The following is an 18700-nucleotide window of genomic DNA, read 5'->3' as shown; positions in this document are numbered from 1 at the left end:
ATATACGTGCCGTTAACGGCCCCAGCGCAAAGCGATCGCGCCCCACGTCAGCCCGCCGCCGAATCCGACCATAATGATGAGATCATCGTCATGGATTTTGCCCGCTTCCAACTCTTCTACAAGCGAAATCGGAATGGATGCGGCCGACGTGTTGCCATATCGACGGATGGTTGTCGATATTTTCTCTTCTGGCAGCTCGAGCCGCTGTCTGGCCGCTTCGACGATGCGAATGTTCGCTTGATGCGGAATGAGAAAGTCGACATCGTCTTTCGTGAGCCCGGCTTTTTCAAGCACACGCACGCTTAATTCTCCCATTTGCCGGACGGCGAACTTGAATACTTCACGGCCGTTCATGACGATATATTCGTCTTTGTATAAATGTTTTCCTCCTGTTCCGTCAGCTCCCAACTCGAAAGATAAAATCCCGCGCCCGGGCGACACCGGACCCATGACGACCGCTCCGGCGCCGTCGCCGAACAGCACCGCCGTGTTGCGGTCGGTCCAATCGGTGATTTTCGATAGTTTGTCTGCCCCCACTACTAATATATACTTGTAGGCGCCTGTGTCAATAAATTGGGCGGCCGTGACCATCCCGTACATAAACCCCGCACAGGCAGCGCTGATATCAAGCGCAGCGGCGTTGACGGCGCCAAGCCGCTCTTGCAGCATGCAAGCGACCGACGGAAACGGACGGTCCGGGGTGACGGTGGCAACTAAAATGAGATCAATATCCTTCGCCTCCATGCCAGCGTCTTGAAGCGCCCTTTCTGCGGCAAAATACGCCATATTGGACGTATCGATGTCATCCGGAGCGATGCGGCGCTCCTCGATCCCGGTGCGCGTCCGGATCCATTCATCCGATGTATCCATCATTTTTTCCAAATCAAAGTTGGTCAACACTTTTTCCGGCACATAGCGGCCGACCCCGATAATTCCTGCTCCCATATCATTCATCTCCTCTTTCTTTCCCAAAATGGCAAAAAAACGCTCACGCTGACAACCAAACTTGAATGTACAATCAGTCTACATCACCAATTATTATTACTTGGTACTAATTTTAGCCGAAAGAGCGTGGATGCGCAATAGAAAACGAAAGTTGAACCAGCGCTTTCCGTTCCCCTAAGGCATTTGTCCAAACCGCTTTTTCCTTTCTGCCATACAATACAAATACGAGCGACCATCGCATGAAAGGGAGGATCGCCCATGGCCAACGGCGAAGCACAAGAACAACATCGCGAACGGCAAGACCGTTTTTCCCGCCTAATGTTCGGATCTTTTCCTTCTCGCGCAACCGGCGAGCGCGAAGATCAAGGGAGCGTGGCAGAACCGCCTTTACTGCCGAACATCGATTTCATGAAGCTGTTTGAAAACGTCAATACGCTAGCCGACTCATTGCAACAATTAAAACCGCTCGTGAAAAAGATCACCTCGCTCGTCGACTTATTGAAAAAATAGCAGACGCACCGGTCGATGCGTCTGCCCTTGTCGTTTACGGGAGTTCATTGTATTGGCAGAAAAATTGCCCGATTTGCCGAGCCAGTTGGCGCCGTTTCTCCGGCAGCTCGTAAACGACGCGCACCCGGTTGTTTGTCGTTTTCATCCATTGTTCATATTTACGGCTATGCAAGGCGGATGGATACGGGCTCACTCCGGCCAGCTGCCAAATCGTCACCGGAACGTCATGAGGACTGAGAAAGAGGGACGGAACAGCCTCGAGCACCTCCTCTTCTTTCAAGCCATAGGCAGTCGCGATTTCCCTCACCATCCGCCGGTACACGAATGGATGTTCCTGTTCATAGTCAAGCTGGGCGCGTACGTCAAGGCAAGGGTTGATCATGGCGACGGCGCGGATTTGACTTGGCATGGCGCCAAGCAGTTGCAAGGCAACGAGCGCGCCCATTCCTTCGGCAACGATATAGATGCGCTGGTTCACAATTTCGCTTTTCAACACCGAGTAAATGAGCTGGCGCGCCAGCCGGACCGCTTTCGGACTTCCCCAATGCCGGCCGTACAAATGGGACGAAAAGACCGTATACCCACGTTCCAACCAATCTTCCAGCCATTGGCGCCGCCCCGGATGCTCGAGCCAAAAACTCGTCTGTTCGTTCACAAAATGGTCGCCGTCGCCCATTAAAAAAAGGGCAAACCCATTTGGGCGCTCCGGCACGTGAACGATGCACCATTGCTCATCGAGTTGAAAAAACCGCCGTTGTCCTGCCATCGTTTCCATTCACCCTTGTTTGGCAATGCATAATGGTACAGTATACGATATGCGCGGCCAAAAAAAACGTCCGGGTATATGCCTACGCGACAAATTGTGATAAGATAAGAAAAGGAATGACGAGAAGATGGGAGGAACAAAGATGCGCTTGTTTTGGACGTTTTTTTGGACGTTTTTGCTCGTGCAAATGGCAACGTACGTCATGGGCTCGATGCAAGGGATCGGCTATGATTTCGCAACCGGCGCCTTGCTTGGCGTGATCGTGACGATCTTAGTCTTCGTGATTGCAGCCTTGATTCCGGACGAGCCGGCCGGGGATCACCATCATTGATCATTCGCTTCATAAGACAACGCCTTGGGGTGAAAGTCCCAAGGCGTTGTTTTTTGTCATCTTTAACCGAGAATCCTCCCACTTCAATACCTATATAATAGATGCAATTTGAAGCTTTAACATTTGTAGCTTTTACCGAGCATTTGATCGACTGTCGGGCGACCGAACAACGCCGCTTTCAGACCCATGTATGGGTCTGTGAAGCGGGTGGTTGTTCGGTCTTCCGTCACGCCTTGGCGTGACGGAGGCAAGCCTGTGGCTTGCCTTCGACAGTCGAAAAATGGACAAGCGACTTTTCCATCAAGGATATGTTAAACTTTTTCGTTGCATCTATATAGGTGTAAGTGGAGGAGCATTCCATCCATATTGATCTGGGCTTGTGTTTTCCGCCCATGCTCAAACAATGCGACCAACCCCGGCAGACAAGAAGCACGTCTCTCCGCGTCGTCGGCGCCCCCTTCAGCTCGTTTACGCCGACGGACGAATGGCGATCTGCCCGTTGTCAACATCGACCGTGACGGTGCTGTAATCTTTCACCCGCCCAGCGATCAGCTCTTTCGCAAGCGGCGTTTCGATTTGCTTTTGCATAAACCGTTTGAGCGGGCGGGCGCCGTATACTGGGTCGAAGCCCGCTTCGGCAATGTATTGCTTCGCCGCTTCGGTCAGCACGAGTTCGATATGCCGATCGGCCAAACGGGCCGACAGCTCGCGGGCGAACTTTTCGACGATGCCTTTCACTTCATTCATCGACAATGGCTTAAATAAGACGATATCGTCGATCCGGTTTAAAAATTCTGGGCGGAAATGGGCGCGCAGTTGGTCAAACACTTGTTTGCGCGTTTCTTCATCGATGTCGCCATGTTTGTTTTCTAACAACAGCGGCGATCCGATGTTCGATGTCATAATGACGACCGTGTTTTTAAAGTCGACCGTCCGCCCTTGCGAATCGGTGAGCCGTCCGTCATCCAGCAGCTGCAGCAGGATGTTGAACACTTCCGGATGAGCTTTTTCGATTTCATCGAACAACAGAACGGAATACGGCTTGCGCCGCACTGCCTCGGTCAGCTGGCCGCCTTCCTCATAGCCGACATAGCCGGGCGGCGCTCCGATCAAGCGGGAGACGGCGTGTTTTTCCATATACTCGGACATGTCAAGACGGATGAGCTGCTCCTCACTGTCAAACAGCGCCTCGGCGAGCGCTTTGGCCAGTTCCGTTTTGCCGACGCCGGTCGGTCCGAGGAACAAAAACGATCCGATCGGGCGGTTCGGGTCTTTCATGCCGGCCCGCGCCCGCAAGACGGCGTCAGCGACAAGCTCGACCGCTTCGTCTTGACCGATGACCCGTCTATGCAGCAATTCATGAAGGCGAAGCAGCTTTTCCCTCTCTCCCTCGACGAGGCGGGTGAGCGGAATGCCAGTCCAGCGTGACACGATTTCGGCAATCTCTTCTTCCGTCACTTCCTCGCGCAGCAATTTCCCTTCACTTTGCTCACTGATTTCTTGCTCGAGCTGTTTGAGTTGCTTTTCCAACTGCGGAATGCGGCCATGGCGAAGCTCCGCCGCCTTGTTTAAATCATACTCGTTTTCCGCCTCTTCCAGTTCGCGTTTTGCCCGCTCGAGCGCCTCGCGCAAACGGCGGACGCGGTCAAGCGCCTCTTTTTCTTTTTGCCATTGCGCTTTCATGGCGTTCGCCTTTTCACGCAAATCGGCAAGTTCTTTTTGCAATGCCGCAAGCCGCTCGCGGCTCGCTTCATCCGTTTCTTTGCTTAAGGCCGCCTCTTCAATTTCAAGCTGCATGACGCGGCGCATCACTTCGTCCAGCTCCGACGGCATCGATTCCATTTCCGTCCGGATCGTCGCGCACGCTTCATCGACCAAATCGATCGCTTTGTCAGGCAAAAAGCGGTCAGAGATGTAACGGTCGGACAAAACGGCGGCCGCGACGAGCGCGCGATCGTGGATTTTCACTCCATGGTGCACTTCATACCGTTCTTTCAATCCGCGCAAAATCGAAATCGTGTCCTCGACACTCGGCTCTTGGACAAGCACTTGTTGGAAGCGGCGCTCGAGCGCCGGGTCTTTTTCGATGTATTGCCGGTACTCATCAAGCGTCGTCGCCCCGATGCAGCGCAACTCGCCGCGGGCAAGCATCGGCTTGAGCATATTGCCGGCGTCAATCGCCCCTTCCGCTCTGCCGGCGCCGACGATCGTATGCAGCTCGTCAATGAACAATATGATGCGGCCGTCGCTTTTTTTGATTTCGTTTAACACCGCTTTCAGCCGTTCTTCAAATTCACCGCGAAACTTTGCTCCGGCGACGAGCGCGCTCATATCAAGAGCGAAAATCGTTTTGTCTTTCAGCCCTTCCGGGACATCTTTGCGCACGATGCGTTGAGCGAGCCCTTCGACAATAGCGGTCTTCCCGACGCCCGGCTCGCCGATCAACACCGGGTTGTTTTTCGTCTTCCGCGACAAAATGCGGATGATGCGGCGAATTTCACTGTCGCGGCCGATGACCGGGTCGATTTTTCCCGCTTTCGCTTCCGCGACAAGGTCGCGCCCGTATTTTGCCAACGCTTCATAGGTTGCTTCCGGATGTGGACTCGTCACGCGTTGATTCCCCCTTACGTTTCTCACTGCCGCTAATAGTGCTTCCTTCGTCAGTCCAAACGACGCCAGCTGCCGAGCGACCGGCTCGGCGCCATGAGGCAACGCGAGCAGCACATGTTCGACCGATATGTACTCGTCTTGCATTCGCTTCGCTTCGTTTTCCGCCTCCTCAAGCAGCCGCGCTAAGGCGGGCGCAACATACAGCTGCCCGTCCGCCCCATGCACTTCAGGCTTTTGGCGAAGCTGGCTGCGAAGCCAGTCAGCGGCCTTTTCCTTGTCGGCGCCGGAAAGCTCCACGAGCCGCGGCGCCAGGCCGCCTTCTTGTTCGAGCAGCGCAATCAGGAGATGCTCGACATCAAGCTGTTGATGATGTCGTTCTTTGGCGAGCGACTGCGCCGCCATCAGCGCCTCTTGCAGTTTTTCCGTCAAACGGCTTGCGTCCATGCCGTTCCCTCCATTTGACCTTCTTTGACCATAAATCATTATAGCGGATCGCGAAGCACACGGCAAATCAAAAGCCACTCCATACTTGGAATGGCTTTTGTTGTGCTTCACGGTTTGCGCAAATACGTCCAATGCCGATTATGGTTCGACGTTTCCGGGAACGTATCGCCGGCTTTCAGTTTCAGCTTTTTCGGGTGTTTTACATTGTCGCCCGTTTCGCCGATTTCAATGTACACGCCGTTGTTCGGCGCTTTATCCCCTGGTTTGAAATGGCGCGGTTGGCCCATTTGTTTCATCCCCCTTGCTTCGATTGCATTTGTTAGCATTCCCGGTTTCGCCGCTGTTCATAAGAAGGGAAATGATGGGGCCGCCGCACACGGAGCGTCAAGCCTTCACAATAAAAACGTTTTTTCTCATGAAAATCCTTTTCCTTGCAAAGAACGAAAAAGGAACTCCCGAAACGGGAATTCCTTTTTCCTATAGGATCGACACTAAAATCGCTTTTTGGGCATGAAGCCGGTTGCCGGCCTGCTCAAATACGACCGAGTTCGGGCCGTCCATGACGCCGGCCGTCACTTCTTCGCCGCGATGGGCCGGCAGGCAATGCAAAAAGAGGTAATCGGGTTTGGCCGCTTTGGCGAGCTCTTCATTCACTTGGTACGGCTGGAACACTTGAAGCCGCTCGGCGCTTTCGCTTTCTTGGCCCATGCTCGTCCATACGTCCGTATAAATCGCATCCGCTCCGGCCACTGCCTCAAGCGGGTCGTGCGTCACAACAACTGTTGCTCCGGTTTTCTCGCCGATCTGGCGCGCTGCCTCGACGTATTCCTCCTTCGGCTCATAGCCTGGCGGACAGGCAATGAAAATATCCATTCCCACTTTGGCTGCGGCCGCAAGCAAGGCGTTGGCGACGTTGTTGCCGTCGCCGACATAGGCGAGTTTGACGCCTTGGAACGTTTTCTTCGCTTCGTAAATCGTCAGCAAATCCGCCAGCGCCTGGCACGGATGATCATCGTCCGTCAAGCCGTTGATGACCGGAACGGACGCATACTCGGCCAATTCCTCGACTTTTTGATGGGCAAACGTCCGAATCATCATGACATCGACGTATTGCGACAAGACGCGCGCCGTATCCGCAATCGTTTCACCGCGGCCAAGCTGCAAATCGTTGCCGTTTAAATACATCGCCTGGCCGCCAAGCTGGATCATGCCGACTTCAAACGACACGCGCGTGCGCGTTGAGGGCTTTTCAAAAATCATCGCCATTGTTTTGCCGGAAAGCGGCGCATACGGCACGCCGGCTTTTTGTTTCGCTTTTAAATCGGCTGCTAGCGCCAACAAGTCCATAATTTCGTCTGTTGAAAAATCGAGCAGCGTTAAAAAATCTCTCCCTTTTAATGACATCACTGCATTCATGCGATCACCGCCTGTTCTGCCTGTTTTTTCTTTTCCAACCAGCCGTGGATCGGCTGCACATCAAGATGATCCACATCGAGCGCCTGCAAGAAGAGCTTCAATGTCTCACGTTCCGTGAAGACGAGCAATTGTCGGGACAACGCAGTCATTCGTTTGTTTGCCTCGTCTTCCTCTTTGCCCAAGTTGATCACCGCGAGCGCCGTGTCGCGCTTCACCCAATCGGCAAACGGGACATCTGACACGATCACAAGCTGTTTCGCTTCGATTTCCGCGGCCAGCGTCTCATCGATGCCGCCAATCACATACATTTCATTGGCGTTTGCTTTCTTTCGCAAGTACGCGTAAAACGCTTTGTACGCCGCTTCTTCCTTCGTCGCGGCGATGCTGATGCCTTCACCGGTCGATTTCATCTCCGGTCCAACCATCGGGTCAACCCCCGGCAGCTTATGGGTCGAAAAGACCGGATACTTTAACACGGCGTACGGCATGACCTCCAATCCGCGAGCTTTTTCGTCAACGATGTCGACGAGTGATTTCCCAAGCAATAACTTTGTCGCAATTTGCGCCAATGGCACGCCGGTCGTTTTGCTGACGATCGGCACCGTCCGGCTCGCGCGCGGGTTCACTTCAAGGACGTATACATTGCCGTCCGCAATGACGTATTGAATGTTCATGATTCCTTTAAAGCCAAGTTTTTTCGCAATCCGGCCCGCATAGTCGATGATTTTCGCTTTTTCTTCGTCTGTGAGCGTCTGCGCCGGCAGCCAAGCATAGCTGTCGCCGGAGTGGACGCCGGCTTTTTCGACATGTTCGATAATCGTCGGCAGTAAAATGTCCGTCCCATCCGTGGCGATGTCGGCCTCCGCCTCTTTCCCGTCCAAATACGCATCGATCAAAATCGGATATGTCAATTCGCCTTGCTCAATCAAAGCGGCGAGCTGCGCCTCGCTATGGACGATAAACATGCCGCGGCCGCCGATGACATACGACGGGCGAAGCAGCACCGGGCAGCCGATCTCGGCCGCTTTGGCGGCGAGCTCCTCTGCGTTGTTCGCCATCAAGCCCGGTACGTGCGGGATGTCAAGCTCCTCAAGCAACTGGTAAAAACGATCGCGATCCTCAAGCTGGTCAATCATATCGTACGTGACGCCCAACAGCGGCACACCTGCTTCTTCGAGTCCTTTGACCAAATTGATTGCCGTCTGTCCGCCAAACTGAACGATGACATGCTTGATTTGTTCCGCTTCAATGACATCCAAGACGCTCTCTAAGGTAAGTGGCTCAAAGTAAAGGCGGTCGGCGACGGCAAAGTCCGTGCTGACGGTTTCCGGATTGTTGTTGATCATCACCGTTTCATAGCCTTCTTTTTGCAAGGCGAACACGCTATGAACGGAGCTGTAGTCAAACTCAATGCCTTGGCCGATGCGAATGGGTCCAGCTCCAATGATCAGCACTTTCTCCTTGCCGCTCGCTTTCTTCCGCTCGTCTTCGCCGAAATAGGTCGAGTAGTAATAATCCGTTTCCGAATGAAATTCGGCCGCGCACGTGTCGACCATTTTGTATGACGGCACGATGCCAAGTTCCTTCCGCTTGTTGCGCACATCAAGCTCCGTCACGCCCCACGTTTCGGCCAAAAAGGCGTCGCTTGCCCCTTTTTCTTTCAAGAAGCGCAACGTCGGCTCATCGATCGTATCGATCGTGGTGGCTGCCGCCTGTTTTTCGAGCGCCACGAGCCGTTCGAACGAAGCAAGGAAAAAGCGGTCGATTTTCGTCCATTCGTGAATGGCTTCGACCGCCACCCCGCGGCGGAGCAGTTCCAAAATGGCGAAAAAGCGGCGGTCGTCTTTGTCGACAAGCAGCTGTTTCAGCTCGTCATTCGTTTTCGTCGAAAGCTCCGGCAAAAACAGTCCGTTGTTTTTTCCTTCGAGCGACTGTACCGCTTTTTGGAATGCCCGCTCCATATTGCGATCGATCGCCATCACTTCCCCGGTCGCTTTCATTTGCGTACCGAGCTTCCGGTCCGCGTGCGGGAACTTGTCAAACGGCAAGCGCGGAAACTTGACGACGACGTAGTCCAAGGCCGGCTCGAAGCTGGCGTACGTCGTTTTCGTCACCGGATTGACGAGTTCCGCGAGCGTATAGCCGACCGCCAGCTTCGCCGCAATGCGGGCGATTGGGTAGCCGGTCGCTTTCGAGGCGAGCGCTGACGAGCGGCTGACGCGCGGGTTGACTTCGATTAAGTAATATTGTTTGCTGTTCGGGTCAAGGGCGAACTGAATGTTGCAGCCGCCGATGATCCCTAATGCGGAAATGATCTTCACCGCCGACGAACGGAGCATTTGGTACTCCTCATCGGTCAACGTCTGCGACGGTGCGACGACGATCGAATCGCCCGTGTGGATGCCGACTGGATCGACGTTTTCCATATTGCAAACCGTGATGCACGTATTCGACTGGTCGCGCATCACTTCGTATTCAATTTCTTTAAACCCGGCGACGCTCCGTTCGATCAAACATTGGCGGATCGGGCTTTCGGCCAGCCCTTTCTCCACGAGCGCGAGAAACTGCTCCATGTTTTCGGCAATGCCGCCGCCCGTCCCGCCGAGCGTATACGCAGGACGAATAATGATCGGAAAACCGATTTGTTCGGCAAACGCGACCGCTTCCTCAACGCTTGTGACAATTTCGCTCTCCGGCACCGGTTCGCCAAGCTCATGCATTAACGTGCGGAACGCTTCGCGGTCTTCCCCGCGCTTGATCGCTTCAATCGGTGTTCCGAGCAGTCTCACCCCATACTTTTCAAGCACGCCGGCTTCATGCAGCTGAAACGCCAAGTTGAGCCCTGTCTGGCCGCCGAACGTGGCGAGCAGCCCGTCCGGGCGTTCTTTGGCAATAATCGCTTCGACCGCATCGACGGTGAGCGGTTCAAAATACACGGCATCGGCATGAACTTCATCGGTCATGATCGTCGCCGGATTGTTGTTCACTAAAATGACGCGGTATCCTTCTTCCTTTAAGGCGATGCACGCTTGTGTGCCGGAATAATCAAACTCGGCGGCCTGGCCGATGACAATCGGCCCCGACCCGATCAGGAGAATCGACTGAAGCGAAGAATCTTTAGGCATACACGTTCTCTCCCTTGAACACGGTTTGCAAAAATTCGTCGAAAATATAGCCGGTATCTTGCGGCCCCGGATGCGCCTCCGGATGGTATTGCACCGACAAAATCGGTTTATGGCGATGGACGATGCCTTCGACCGAGCCGTCGTTGACGTTGATGAAGCGGATGTCAAACGGCTTGCCCGCCAAGCTTTCCTCTTTGACGACGTAACTATGATTTTGCGATGTCATCATCACTTTTTGCTTCCCGGCGTCCCACACCGGCTGATTGGCGCCGCGGTGCCCGAAGCGGAGTTTTTCCGTATCCGCTCCGTACGCTAAGGCGACAAGCTGATGGCCAAGGCAGATCGCAAGCGTCGGATACCGGTCGATCAGCTGACGGATAGCGGGAAGCTGATGGCTTAACTGTTTCGGATCGCCCGGGCCGTTCGAGAGGACAAGCCCGTCCGGTTTCAGCGCGTCAATCGCTTCCGGCGCCGTATCATGCGGCACGACCGTCACCCGGCAGCCGCGTGCAAGGAGCGACTGCAAAATCGACTTTTTATAGCCGAAATCGATGAGCACCAAATGCGGCCCGGCTTCGCCGTATGTTTCGATCGTTTTCGTTGACACCGCACGCACGGGAAATACTGCTTCCTCGCCTCCAACGGCTGAAATCGGCGACAAACTTAATTCCGCCATCATCGTTCCAGCGGTGCGGATTTCTTTCACAAGGGCGCGCGTGTCCACATGCGTGAGAAGCGGAATGTTCCAATGCTGCAAGTATTCTGCCAAGCTGTATTTCGCCCCGTAATGAAACCCTTCTCGGCTCGCTTCGTAGACGACGACCGCTTCGACGTGCGGCCGCTTGCTTTCAAAATCATCTTCGTTGATGCCGTAATTGCCGATGAGCGGGTACGTAAAAACGATGATTTGGTTTTTATACGACGGGTCGGTCAACACTTCTTGATACCCGGTCATGCCGGTGAAAAAAACGATCTCCCCGCTCACCTTTTCTTCAAGCGGAGCGGCGAGCTCCCCGCTGAACGTTTTTCCGCTCGCCACATGCAAGTACGCTTTCATTGGCGCCACCTCATCGTTTGAGTTTTTATAACCGTTCAAGAATTTTTATGCATGAACAGGAATAAAAATTAAGCCGTCGGCCGTCCGTTTACAAGACGGCTGAGGCGTTGGCGTTGTTCAACACGTTTGTTAAAATGTCCACCGCTTCATCGATTTCCGCTTTCGTCACCACAAGCGGCGGCAGCAGGCGGATCACCTTCGGCCCCGCCGAGAGGACAAGCAAGCCGTTTTCATGAATCAATGGCAACAGCGGCGCGACGTCCGTTTGGCACTCCATTCCGACCAGCAACCCGAGCCCGCGCACGTCCTTGACGATGTCAAGCGAAGCGAGCGCGTCATGGAGGCGTGCAAGCAAATAGCGGCCTTTCTCCTGCACATCTTGCAAAAACGCCGGATCAAACACAACTTCAAGCGTCGCCTTGGCGGCGGCCATCGCGATCGGGTTGCCGCCAAACGTCGACCCGTGCACCCCAGGTCCAAACGATTCTTTCAAAAACGCTTTGCCGATCATCGCCCCAACCGGAATGCCGCTGCCAAGCCCTTTCGCTGCGGTGATGATGTCCGGCTCCACATCAAAGTGCTGGTACGCAAACGGCTTCCCGGTCCGGCCGATGCCGGTTTGCACTTCGTCGATGATCAAAAGCGCCCCGTACTGTTGACACAGCTCCGACGCTGTCTGCAAAAACGCCGGGTCAACCGGGCGGACGCCGCCTTCCCCTTGGACGACTTCAAGCATGACTGCCGCCACTTCTTCGCTCATCGCCTGCTTGAGCGCGTCGACATCATTCAGCGGCAAGTGAATGAATTCCGGAAGCAGCGGACCAAAACCGCTATGCACTTTCTCCTGCCCGGTCGCCGCCATCGTCGCGAACGTGCGGCCGTGAAACGACTGGCGGAACGTAATGACTTTGTGTCTCCCGGTATGTTTGCGCGCCAGCTTCAGCGCCGCCTCGTTCGCTTCCGCCCCGCTGTTGCAGAAAAAAACATAATCGCCGGCGCTGTGGGCGACAAGCAAGGAGGCGACCTCTTCTTGAATCGGGATCGTAAACAAGTTCGAGACGTGCCAATATTGATTCAGCTGTTGTTCAATGCCCTTTTGGACATGCGGATGGCGATGGCCGAGATTGCAGACGGCAATGCCGGAAACAAAGTCGAGATATTGTTTTCCATTCACATCGGTCACCACCGTCCCTTCGGCCGACTGGACGGCGATATTCCAACGGTTGTAAGTCGGAAATAGCGCGCTCATTATTTAGTAGACCCCCACTTCGTTTTCTTTCCGAATCGTTGTCCCATACCATGTTCCGTTCTGATAAAACGTCGTTTTGCCGCTGACGATCATCACTTCCGGCAGCGCATCGGATAGGGCGGAGAGCGCCGCTTGCACTTTCGGGATCATCCCGCCCGTGATGACGCCGTCTTCGATCAGTCGTTCAATCATTTCCGCCGTCGCCTCGGCCACGAGCGCGCCGTCTCGCAAAATGCCGGGCACGTTCGTCACAAACACGAGCTGGCTGGCGCCGATGGCCGCTGCGACCGCCCCGGCGGCCGTGTCGGCGTTAATGTTGTACGTTTGCCCGTTTTGGTCGATGCCAAGCGGGGAAATGACCGGGATGTAGCCCGCCGCAAGCAGCGTGCGCAACAGCTGGGAACGAACGGTTTTCACACGGCCGACATAGCCGAGTTTGGCCAAGTCGATCGGTTCTGCTTCAAGCAGCCCCCCGTCCACGCCGGAAACACCGACCGCGGGCAAACCGTGCTGCCTGAGCATCGCGACAAGCTGTTTGTTCACTTTGCCGGAGAGCACCATTTCCACAACCGCGAGCACGTCTTTCGTCGTCTTCCGCAAGCCGTTGACAAACTCGCTCGGCACGCGAAGCGTTTTGAGCATCTGTCCGATTTCCGGCCCGCCGCCGTGGACGATGACGACCTCCATCCCTTGTTTTCGCATTGCGTTCACGCTGGCAAAAAAGGCGGGAGACAGCTCATCAAGCACGCTGCCGCCGCATTTGATGACGACCGTTTTCCCCATCGTTCTCTCTCCTTACGTCCGATAGCTGGCGTTAATTTTCACATAATCGTATGTCAAATCGCAGCCCCACGCAACGCCGACACCATCGCCTATATGCAAATCGACCTCAATGACGACCGTCTCTTGTTGCAAATACGCCGCCGCTTCTTCTTCCGAGAACGGCTGCGGCTCGCTTCCTTTCAGCATCACCATCGGCCCGATGGCGACATCGACGTTGTCCGGGTTCACTTCGGCATCCGAATAGCCGATCGCGCCGATGATCCGCCCCCAGTTGGCGTCCGCGCCGTAAACGGCCGTTTTCACTAAGTTGGAGCCGACGATTTGCTTGGCGATTTTTTTCGCTTCCTCATCCGTTTTCGCGCCGCGCACGCGCACTTCAATGAGCTTCGTCGCCCCCTCGCCGTCTTTGGCGATTTGCTTCGCCAAATCTTCGCACGTTTTCCGCAGCGCCTCATAAAAGTTTTCCCAGTCCGGATGATCCGGCGTCAACTCATCATTTCCAGCAAGACCGCTTGCCATCACGACGACCATATCATTTGTCGACGTATCGCCGTCGACCGTAATTTGGTTAAACGAAACGTCCGTAATCGACCGCAGCGCCGCGTGCAGCACCGGCGACGAAACATTGGCATCCGTCGTGATGAATGCGAGCATCGTCGCCATGTTCGGATGGATCATCCCCGACCCTTTCGCCGCTCCGCCGACGGTGACCGTTTTCCCGTCGATCGTTGTTTGGTAACAAGCGCGCTTCATCACCGTATCGGTCGTTAAAATCGCCGTTTGAAACGCCTCCGCATCCGCCATCGTCACCCCTGGAACAAGCTGTTTGATGCCGGCGCGAATTTTTTCCATCGGCAAATATTCCCCGATTACGCCCGTTGAAGCGACGGCCACATGGTGCAGCGCCAGGCCAAACTGTTTCGCGCACAACTCACGCATTTCATAAGCGTCCTTGAGCCCTTGCGCACCGGTGCAGGCGTTCGCGCACGCGCTGTTGACGATGACCGCCTGCAATTTTTGTTCTACAGCGAGGCTCGCCTGCGTCACTTTGAGCGGCGCCGCCTGAAAATGGCTTTGCGTATACACCGCCGCCGCCGAAGCGGGCACGTCGCATAGAATAACCCCTAAATCGTTTTTCGAATAGCGCAGCCCGGCATTCACCCCGGCCGCTTGAAATCCTTTCGGCGTAACCACTGTTCCATCGGCGACCGCCGTCACTTGCCCCGTTTGTTTTGTGATCGTCATCGTTTTTCCCCTTCCCTCACGGATAGATCGGCAAGGATCGGAGGCCCTCCGCCTCATCCCAACCCATCATCAAGTTGAAGTTTTGCACCGCCTGCCCGGCAGCACCTTTCATCAAGTTGTCGATCACCGACACGACCGTCACCCGTCCCGTCCGCTCATCGTAGGCGAGGCCGATGTCGCAATAATTTGAGCCGTACACGTCTTTTGTCGCTGGAAACTGTCCAAGTTGACGGATGCGGACAAACGGCGAACCTTCATAACTTGTTTTATACAAATCTACCAAGTCGTTTGGCGAAATCGATTGTTTCGCCTTCGCATAAATCGTCGCCATAATGCCCCTTGTCATCGGAATCAAATGAGTGCTGAACGTGATCGGCGCCACCGCTTCATTCCACGTCTGCAGCGCTTGTTCAATTTCCGGAATGTGCTGGTGGGCGTTCACTTTATAAATTTTCACGTTTTCGTTCACTTCGGAAAAATGTGTCCCGAGCCCGGCTTTCCGTCCCGCGCCCGATACGCCCGATTTGGCGTCCACGATGATCGAGTCTTCCTTAATTAATCCTTCTTTGACAAGCGGCGCCAAGCCAAGCAGCGTCGCTGTCGGATAGCAGCCCGGATTGGATAGGAGCACGGCTCCGCGCACCGCCTCGCGGTTCCACTCGGTCAATCCGTACACCGCCCGCTCTAAATACGCAGATGGCGCCGCCTCGCGCCCATACCATTGTGCGTACACCGCGCCGTCTTTCAACCGGAAATCGCCCGATAAATCGATCACTTTCACTCCCCGATCCACGAGCGCCGGCGCCCACTCCCCCGACACCCCGGGCGGCGTGGCGAAAAAGACCGCGTCATACTTGGCAAGCGCCTCGATTTCAAGTTTATGCAACACCGCACCATCGACCGCGCCGACGTGCGGGAAACTTTCCGATAAATGAATTCCATCCTGCGACGACGAGAACACGTCGCACTGGCTCACGTGCGGATGCCCGTATAGCAAGCGGAACAGCTCCGCGCCGCTGTATCCCGTCGCCCCGATGATTGCCACTTTCATGACGTTCCCCCTCACCCGTATGCCTCATGTAGTTCTCATTATAATACTGTATAAAAATAAAATCAAATGTATATTTAATAATTTTTGAGGATTTTTTTCTTGCCCCTCCCTCCGTCTATGGGAAACGAATACCGATTTGTCCCCGCATCCAAGGTGCATCCTTGACTCCATTGTCCTCATGTCTACGGGATGCAAAGACTTTCACAAACGATTCCATCGATGTTCAACAAGTTTTCAATCTTTTCACTATCCTTATATTGACTTCCCTCTTTTTTCCTGTACACTTTTAGATAGCGATACATTTTACGTAAGGTTGTGATCGGATGAACGAGATGGAATCTCGTGAATGGCTGAAGCGACTTACATCGCTCGGACGCGATCTTCGCCTTGAGAAGGGAACGTACTTGTTTCAAGAAGGGGAAAAAGCAGACGATATTTACTATATCCAATCGGGGAAAATCCAAATCAGCAAAATGGACATGGACGGACGGGAGCTCACGCTGCGCATTTGCAGCCAAGGCGATTTGATCGGCGAGCTGACGCTGTTTTGTCCTGGGGCCCGCTACATGCTGACGGCGAAAGTGCTGGAAGACGGCGTCGTTTCCGCCATTCGGCGTGAAACGCTCGAGAAAGAGCTGGCCAACAACCCGAAACTGGCGATTGAGTTTATGAAATGGATGAGCCTCCATTTCCGCAAAACGCAGACGAAGTTCCGCGACTTGATTTTACACGGCAAAAAAGGAGCGCTCTATTCAACGCTCATCCGTTTATGCAACAGCTACGGCGTCATGAAAGAAGACGGCATTTTGATCGACGTGCCGCTGACGAACCAAGAGCTCGCCAACTTTTGCGGCACCGCCCGCGAAGTCGTCAACCGCATGCTCAGCGATTTGCGGAAAAAAGGCGTCATCTCCGTGGAAAAAGGAAAAATTTGCGTCCACAACTTGCAATACTTGCGCGACGAAATCGCCTGCGAAGGCTGCCCGCCCGAGCTGTGCCGCATTGACTGACGGGCAAGTGCGGCAAATAAAAGGGAAGGCCGTTCTCGGCGCTCAGGGGCGGCCTTTGCTTTTTTGAAGCAAACACTCCCCTGCTGTTGAAAGCTACACTGCCTATCAACGATGCACCTGCAACCATCGCCACGGCTTTCCAACCACCTTTTTTTAAAGGCTTGGCATCCACCATACGCCGCAACCCCCGCGTTGACGGCAAACCAGAAGAAATGCCCATCCGGATCTATCAACATCACTAGATTGTTATTTGCGTACGTGTATCCATTGTGCGTCAAGATATCGTCCGCATCCCCCGGATCCGGATCTAGGGATAGGAACACGCCATGCGTTGGATGATAGTACCAGGCGATCAGATAATACAGACCTGTTTCGTTGTTATATTGATACCCCGCATATCGGTATGAGTTTTCCTCCGCCAAGGCGCCGGATTGGGAAAGAATTTTGCCCCATGTGTCGTACTGGTAGCGAACCACCACGTTTCCTTGCACATCTGTCAGGGAGATAACATCGCCGTTCGTGCTTGCCCTTCCTTGAATGGTCACGAAAAAAGAACCTTGAAAGGCTTGTTGCCAATCAAGGATCCTTATTGTTCTGTCCTAGCGTTCAAGGCGAGGCTTCTTTACTTAGCTTCGTTAGAATAATGCAAGAAAAGAGAATCGACAACCTCTTGCGGAAGCTGTTGATTGGCAAAATTAAGCGCCACCCATGATAGAACCGTTTGATCCATTGGACGCCAAGTTTTTACAATCGGCCATGCATCCACACGATGGTTCGCATCTCGAAGTCCTAAAATACAAATGCCGTAATTTCTATCCCCCCATATAGCCCATTTCATGGAAGAAGGCAACCAAATAACTGTATACGAATTGTATAACATTGCATCAGCTGGACTTTCCTTAGGCCCCAATTCCAGGACATTTACATATTGATCAGATGTTAAATGAACAGGGGGTTTCACCCAATTATAGTAACCAAATTCTTCATAAAAGTATTCTACAGGATGAGGATCTAGTACAGCAGTAAGAATATACTCATCTTTCATTTTTTTCGACAATTGCTGAATTACGGTCCAAAAATCCCCATCCATTGTCCAGTCGAATTCTTCAAACCAAAAATAACGAAATGGTTCACGAAATACCTGTTTGGGCAATCGATTTTCTAAGAAAAACACATCGTTCACCGTGCGGTATAACTGATAAAATTCTCTTTTTTCTCTCACAAACAATGTTTCTAAATTCACGAAGATCACCTATTGTTTTAAACCTGATTTTTAAAGTCATTTTTTACTTCCCTTTGGATAATAGTCAGCGGTTGGCCCACCTGTAGATTTCGCTTCATCACGAAGAACGTATTCAGCTCCGTGAACCGCAATGTTTCCTTGTTGCTCATTTAGAGTGTGAATCGTCTATTTCTTTCGTTTCAATTTCTTTATTGTGATGTTGATATCGTCTAACAGTGCGCTTTCACTTAGCCATTTCCAAAATTTCCCCTTTGTTAAATACTTTTTTTCCTCAACAATTCTTTCAAGTCTTGATGCATCATCAATATTTCCATATCTACCTATTGCAAGTATGGCATGATTCTTTAGTGTTGTATTAAAATCACCCGTTAAAATGTCAAAGAACTTATTTACTACATCCCTAGTAACTTTGTCCTTAGGAAATTTTTCCGCGAAAGCAAGTAGAGTAACGGCACTAAAAACACGCTCAAATTCCTCACTAAAGAGATCTTCTATTATAACTTTTGATGCTTCTGGATGATCAAATGAATGATAAATAGCCTCTGCTAATGCTTTATGAGAATAACGGGAATCTGGTTTTCTGTACTCCTTAATTATTTCTTCTAGTCCACATATTATTTGTAATTTTGCTACCTTGATTTGTTCCAGCACCTCTTTGTTATCCGTATTGATTTTGTCTAATTCTCTTATAGCATTGTAATCGCCAATTGTTCCTATCATAGCTATATCTGCGATTAAATCCGTGCCACTTTTTTTAGATAAATTGCGAATTTTTCTTTTTAATTGAGTTTCTTTCCCCTCTAAAAAATCCAATACACTTTCTGCATAAGCTTTAACGGGTCTTCACCATTTTCTGTGATTTCCACTCAACCCCAGAAATATGTTAGCTGGATGAAATCGGTTCATCAGTCAGGA

At 52.9% G+C, this 18700-nt stretch carries 16 protein-coding genes and 1 pseudogene; 3 read left to right on the top strand and 14 right to left on the bottom strand.

Annotated features, from left to right (window positions below):
* Positions 1–12: 12 nt before the first annotated feature.
* Positions 13–945, bottom strand: coding sequence for a beta-ketoacyl-ACP synthase III (locus GT3570_RS03920; RefSeq protein WP_033845501.1), 933 nt, complete (start codon positions 943–945; stop codon positions 13–15).
* A 258-nt stretch (positions 946–1203) separates the two neighbouring features.
* Here GT3570_RS03920 and GT3570_RS03915 point away from each other — a divergent pair, with 258 nt between their 5' ends.
* On the top strand, positions 1204–1455 hold the full coding sequence (locus GT3570_RS03915) for a hypothetical protein (protein ID WP_021321875.1): 252 nt from the start codon (positions 1204–1206) through the stop codon (positions 1453–1455).
* Positions 1456–1489: 34 nt separating this feature from the next.
* Here the strand turns inward: GT3570_RS03915 and GT3570_RS03910 are convergent, their stop codons facing one another.
* Complete coding sequence (locus tag GT3570_RS03910; RefSeq protein WP_021321874.1) at positions 1490–2230, bottom strand: alpha/beta fold hydrolase; 741 nt, start codon at positions 2228–2230, stop codon at positions 1490–1492.
* Positions 2231–2363: 133 nt separating this feature from the next.
* On the opposite strand from GT3570_RS03910, the gene GT3570_RS03905 reads away from it, so the two are divergent.
* The gene (locus GT3570_RS03905) at positions 2364–2552 is read left to right on the top strand and encodes a YjzD family protein (RefSeq protein WP_025039308.1); all 189 of its coding nucleotides are present in this window, start codon (positions 2364–2366) and stop codon (positions 2550–2552) included.
* Between the two features lie 468 nt (positions 2553–3020).
* On the opposite strand, the gene clpB is transcribed toward GT3570_RS03905, so the two are convergent.
* The 9 genes from clpB to argC form a co-directional block, all read right to left on the bottom strand.
* Positions 3021–5606 (bottom strand): ATP-dependent chaperone ClpB, encoded by a 2586-nt coding sequence (clpB, locus tag GT3570_RS03900; protein ID WP_014195163.1) that lies wholly within the window; start codon positions 5604–5606, stop codon positions 3021–3023.
* Positions 5607–5713: 107 nt separating this feature from the next.
* On the bottom strand, positions 5714–5893 hold the full coding sequence (locus GT3570_RS03895) for a YjzC family protein (RefSeq protein WP_011230299.1): 180 nt from the start codon (positions 5891–5893) through the stop codon (positions 5714–5716).
* A gap of 190 nt (positions 5894–6083) precedes the next feature.
* Positions 6084–7022, bottom strand: coding sequence for an ornithine carbamoyltransferase (gene argF / locus GT3570_RS03890; protein ID WP_013146083.1), 939 nt, complete (start codon positions 7020–7022; stop codon positions 6084–6086).
* Entirely contained in the window at positions 7019–10147 is a 3129-nt protein-coding gene (locus GT3570_RS03885) for a carbamoyl-phosphate synthase (glutamine-hydrolyzing) large subunit (RefSeq protein WP_062898473.1), read from the bottom strand. Before GT3570_RS03885 ends, argF begins: the two co-directional genes overlap by 4 nt.
* A complete protein-coding gene (locus GT3570_RS03880; RefSeq protein WP_062898472.1) occupies positions 10140–11204 on the bottom strand; it encodes a carbamoyl phosphate synthase small subunit in 1065 nt (354 codons plus the stop codon). The genes GT3570_RS03885 and GT3570_RS03880 overlap by 8 nt, the downstream gene beginning before the upstream one ends.
* Before the next feature lie 88 nt (positions 11205–11292).
* Positions 11293–12453 (bottom strand): acetylornithine transaminase, encoded by a 1161-nt coding sequence (locus tag GT3570_RS03875; RefSeq protein WP_053414513.1) that lies wholly within the window; start codon positions 12451–12453, stop codon positions 11293–11295.
* Positions 12454–12456: 3 nt separating this feature from the next.
* The gene (gene argB / locus GT3570_RS03870) at positions 12457–13236 is read right to left on the bottom strand and encodes an acetylglutamate kinase (protein WP_062898471.1); all 780 of its coding nucleotides are present in this window, start codon (positions 13234–13236) and stop codon (positions 12457–12459) included.
* 12 nt (positions 13237–13248) lie between these two features.
* Positions 13249–14481: a bifunctional ornithine acetyltransferase/N-acetylglutamate synthase gene (gene argJ, locus GT3570_RS03865; protein WP_062898470.1), complete on the bottom strand. Its 1233-nt coding sequence runs from the start codon at positions 14479–14481 to the stop codon at positions 13249–13251.
* A 16-nt stretch (positions 14482–14497) separates the two neighbouring features.
* The gene (gene argC / locus GT3570_RS03860) at positions 14498–15532 is read right to left on the bottom strand and encodes an N-acetyl-gamma-glutamyl-phosphate reductase (RefSeq protein ID WP_062898469.1); all 1035 of its coding nucleotides are present in this window, start codon (positions 15530–15532) and stop codon (positions 14498–14500) included.
* 323 nt (positions 15533–15855) lie between these two features.
* Between argC and GT3570_RS03855 the strand changes: the two genes are divergently transcribed.
* The gene (locus GT3570_RS03855; RefSeq protein ID WP_062898468.1) at positions 15856–16542 is read left to right on the top strand and encodes a Crp/Fnr family transcriptional regulator; all 687 of its coding nucleotides are present in this window, start codon (positions 15856–15858) and stop codon (positions 16540–16542) included.
* A gap of 272 nt (positions 16543–16814) precedes the next feature.
* Here GT3570_RS03855 and GT3570_RS19000 read toward each other — a convergent pair.
* From GT3570_RS19000 to GT3570_RS03845, 3 genes and pseudogenes are all read right to left on the bottom strand, one after another.
* Positions 16815–17018 (bottom strand): annotated as a pseudogene (locus GT3570_RS19000) (RHS repeat-associated core domain-containing protein); the annotation flags it as partial.
* Positions 17019–17164: 146 nt separating this feature from the next.
* On the bottom strand, positions 17165–17785 hold the full coding sequence (locus GT3570_RS03850) for a hypothetical protein (protein WP_223813611.1): 621 nt from the start codon (positions 17783–17785) through the stop codon (positions 17165–17167).
* Positions 17786–17950: 165 nt separating this feature from the next.
* Positions 17951–18598, bottom strand: a complete 648-nt coding sequence (locus GT3570_RS03845) for a hypothetical protein (RefSeq protein WP_033024880.1) — start codon at positions 18596–18598, stop codon at positions 17951–17953.
* Positions 18599–18700 lie beyond the last annotated feature (102 nt).

It is taken from the genome of Geobacillus thermoleovorans, assembly GCF_001610955.1.
Classification (GTDB): domain Bacteria; phylum Bacillota; class Bacilli; order Bacillales; family Anoxybacillaceae; genus Geobacillus; species Geobacillus thermoleovorans.
The sequence above is the reverse complement of the archived record's forward strand: the minus strand, read 5'-3'. Positions and strand labels throughout refer to the sequence as shown.

Bases quoted from the DNA above. Each gene is read 5' to 3' on its own strand.
- GT3570_RS03920 (WP_033845501.1), bottom strand. From the start codon at position 945: ATGGGAGCAGGAATTATCGGGGTCGGCCGCTATGTGCCGGAAAAAGTG.
- GT3570_RS03915 (WP_021321875.1), top strand. From the start codon at position 1,204: ATGGCCAACGGCGAAGCACAAGAACAACATCGCGAACGGCAAGACCGT.
- GT3570_RS03910 (WP_021321874.1), bottom strand. From the start codon at position 2,230: ATGGAAACGATGGCAGGACAACGGCGGTTTTTTCAACTCGATGAGCAA.
- GT3570_RS03905 (WP_025039308.1), top strand. From the start codon at position 2,364: ATGCGCTTGTTTTGGACGTTTTTTTGGACGTTTTTGCTCGTGCAAATG.
- clpB (WP_014195163.1), bottom strand. From the start codon at position 5,606: ATGGACGCAAGCCGTTTGACGGAAAAACTGCAAGAGGCGCTGATGGCG.
- GT3570_RS03895 (WP_011230299.1), bottom strand. From the start codon at position 5,893: ATGGGCCAACCGCGCCATTTCAAACCAGGGGATAAAGCGCCGAACAAC.
- argF (WP_013146083.1), bottom strand. From the start codon at position 7,022: ATGAATGCAGTGATGTCATTAAAAGGGAGAGATTTTTTAACGCTGCTC.
- GT3570_RS03885 (WP_062898473.1), bottom strand. From the start codon at position 10,147: ATGCCTAAAGATTCTTCGCTTCAGTCGATTCTCCTGATCGGGTCGGGG.
- GT3570_RS03880 (WP_062898472.1), bottom strand. From the start codon at position 11,204: ATGAAAGCGTACTTGCATGTGGCGAGCGGAAAAACGTTCAGCGGGGAG.
- GT3570_RS03875 (WP_053414513.1), bottom strand. From the start codon at position 12,453: ATGAGCGCGCTATTTCCGACTTACAACCGTTGGAATATCGCCGTCCAG.
- argB (WP_062898471.1), bottom strand. From the start codon at position 13,236: ATGGGGAAAACGGTCGTCATCAAATGCGGCGGCAGCGTGCTTGATGAG.
- argJ (WP_062898470.1), bottom strand. From the start codon at position 14,481: ATGACGATCACAAAACAAACGGGGCAAGTGACGGCGGTCGCCGATGGA.
- argC (WP_062898469.1), bottom strand. From the start codon at position 15,532: ATGAAAGTGGCAATCATCGGGGCGACGGGATACAGCGGCGCGGAGCTG.
- GT3570_RS03855 (WP_062898468.1), top strand. From the start codon at position 15,856: ATGAACGAGATGGAATCTCGTGAATGGCTGAAGCGACTTACATCGCTC.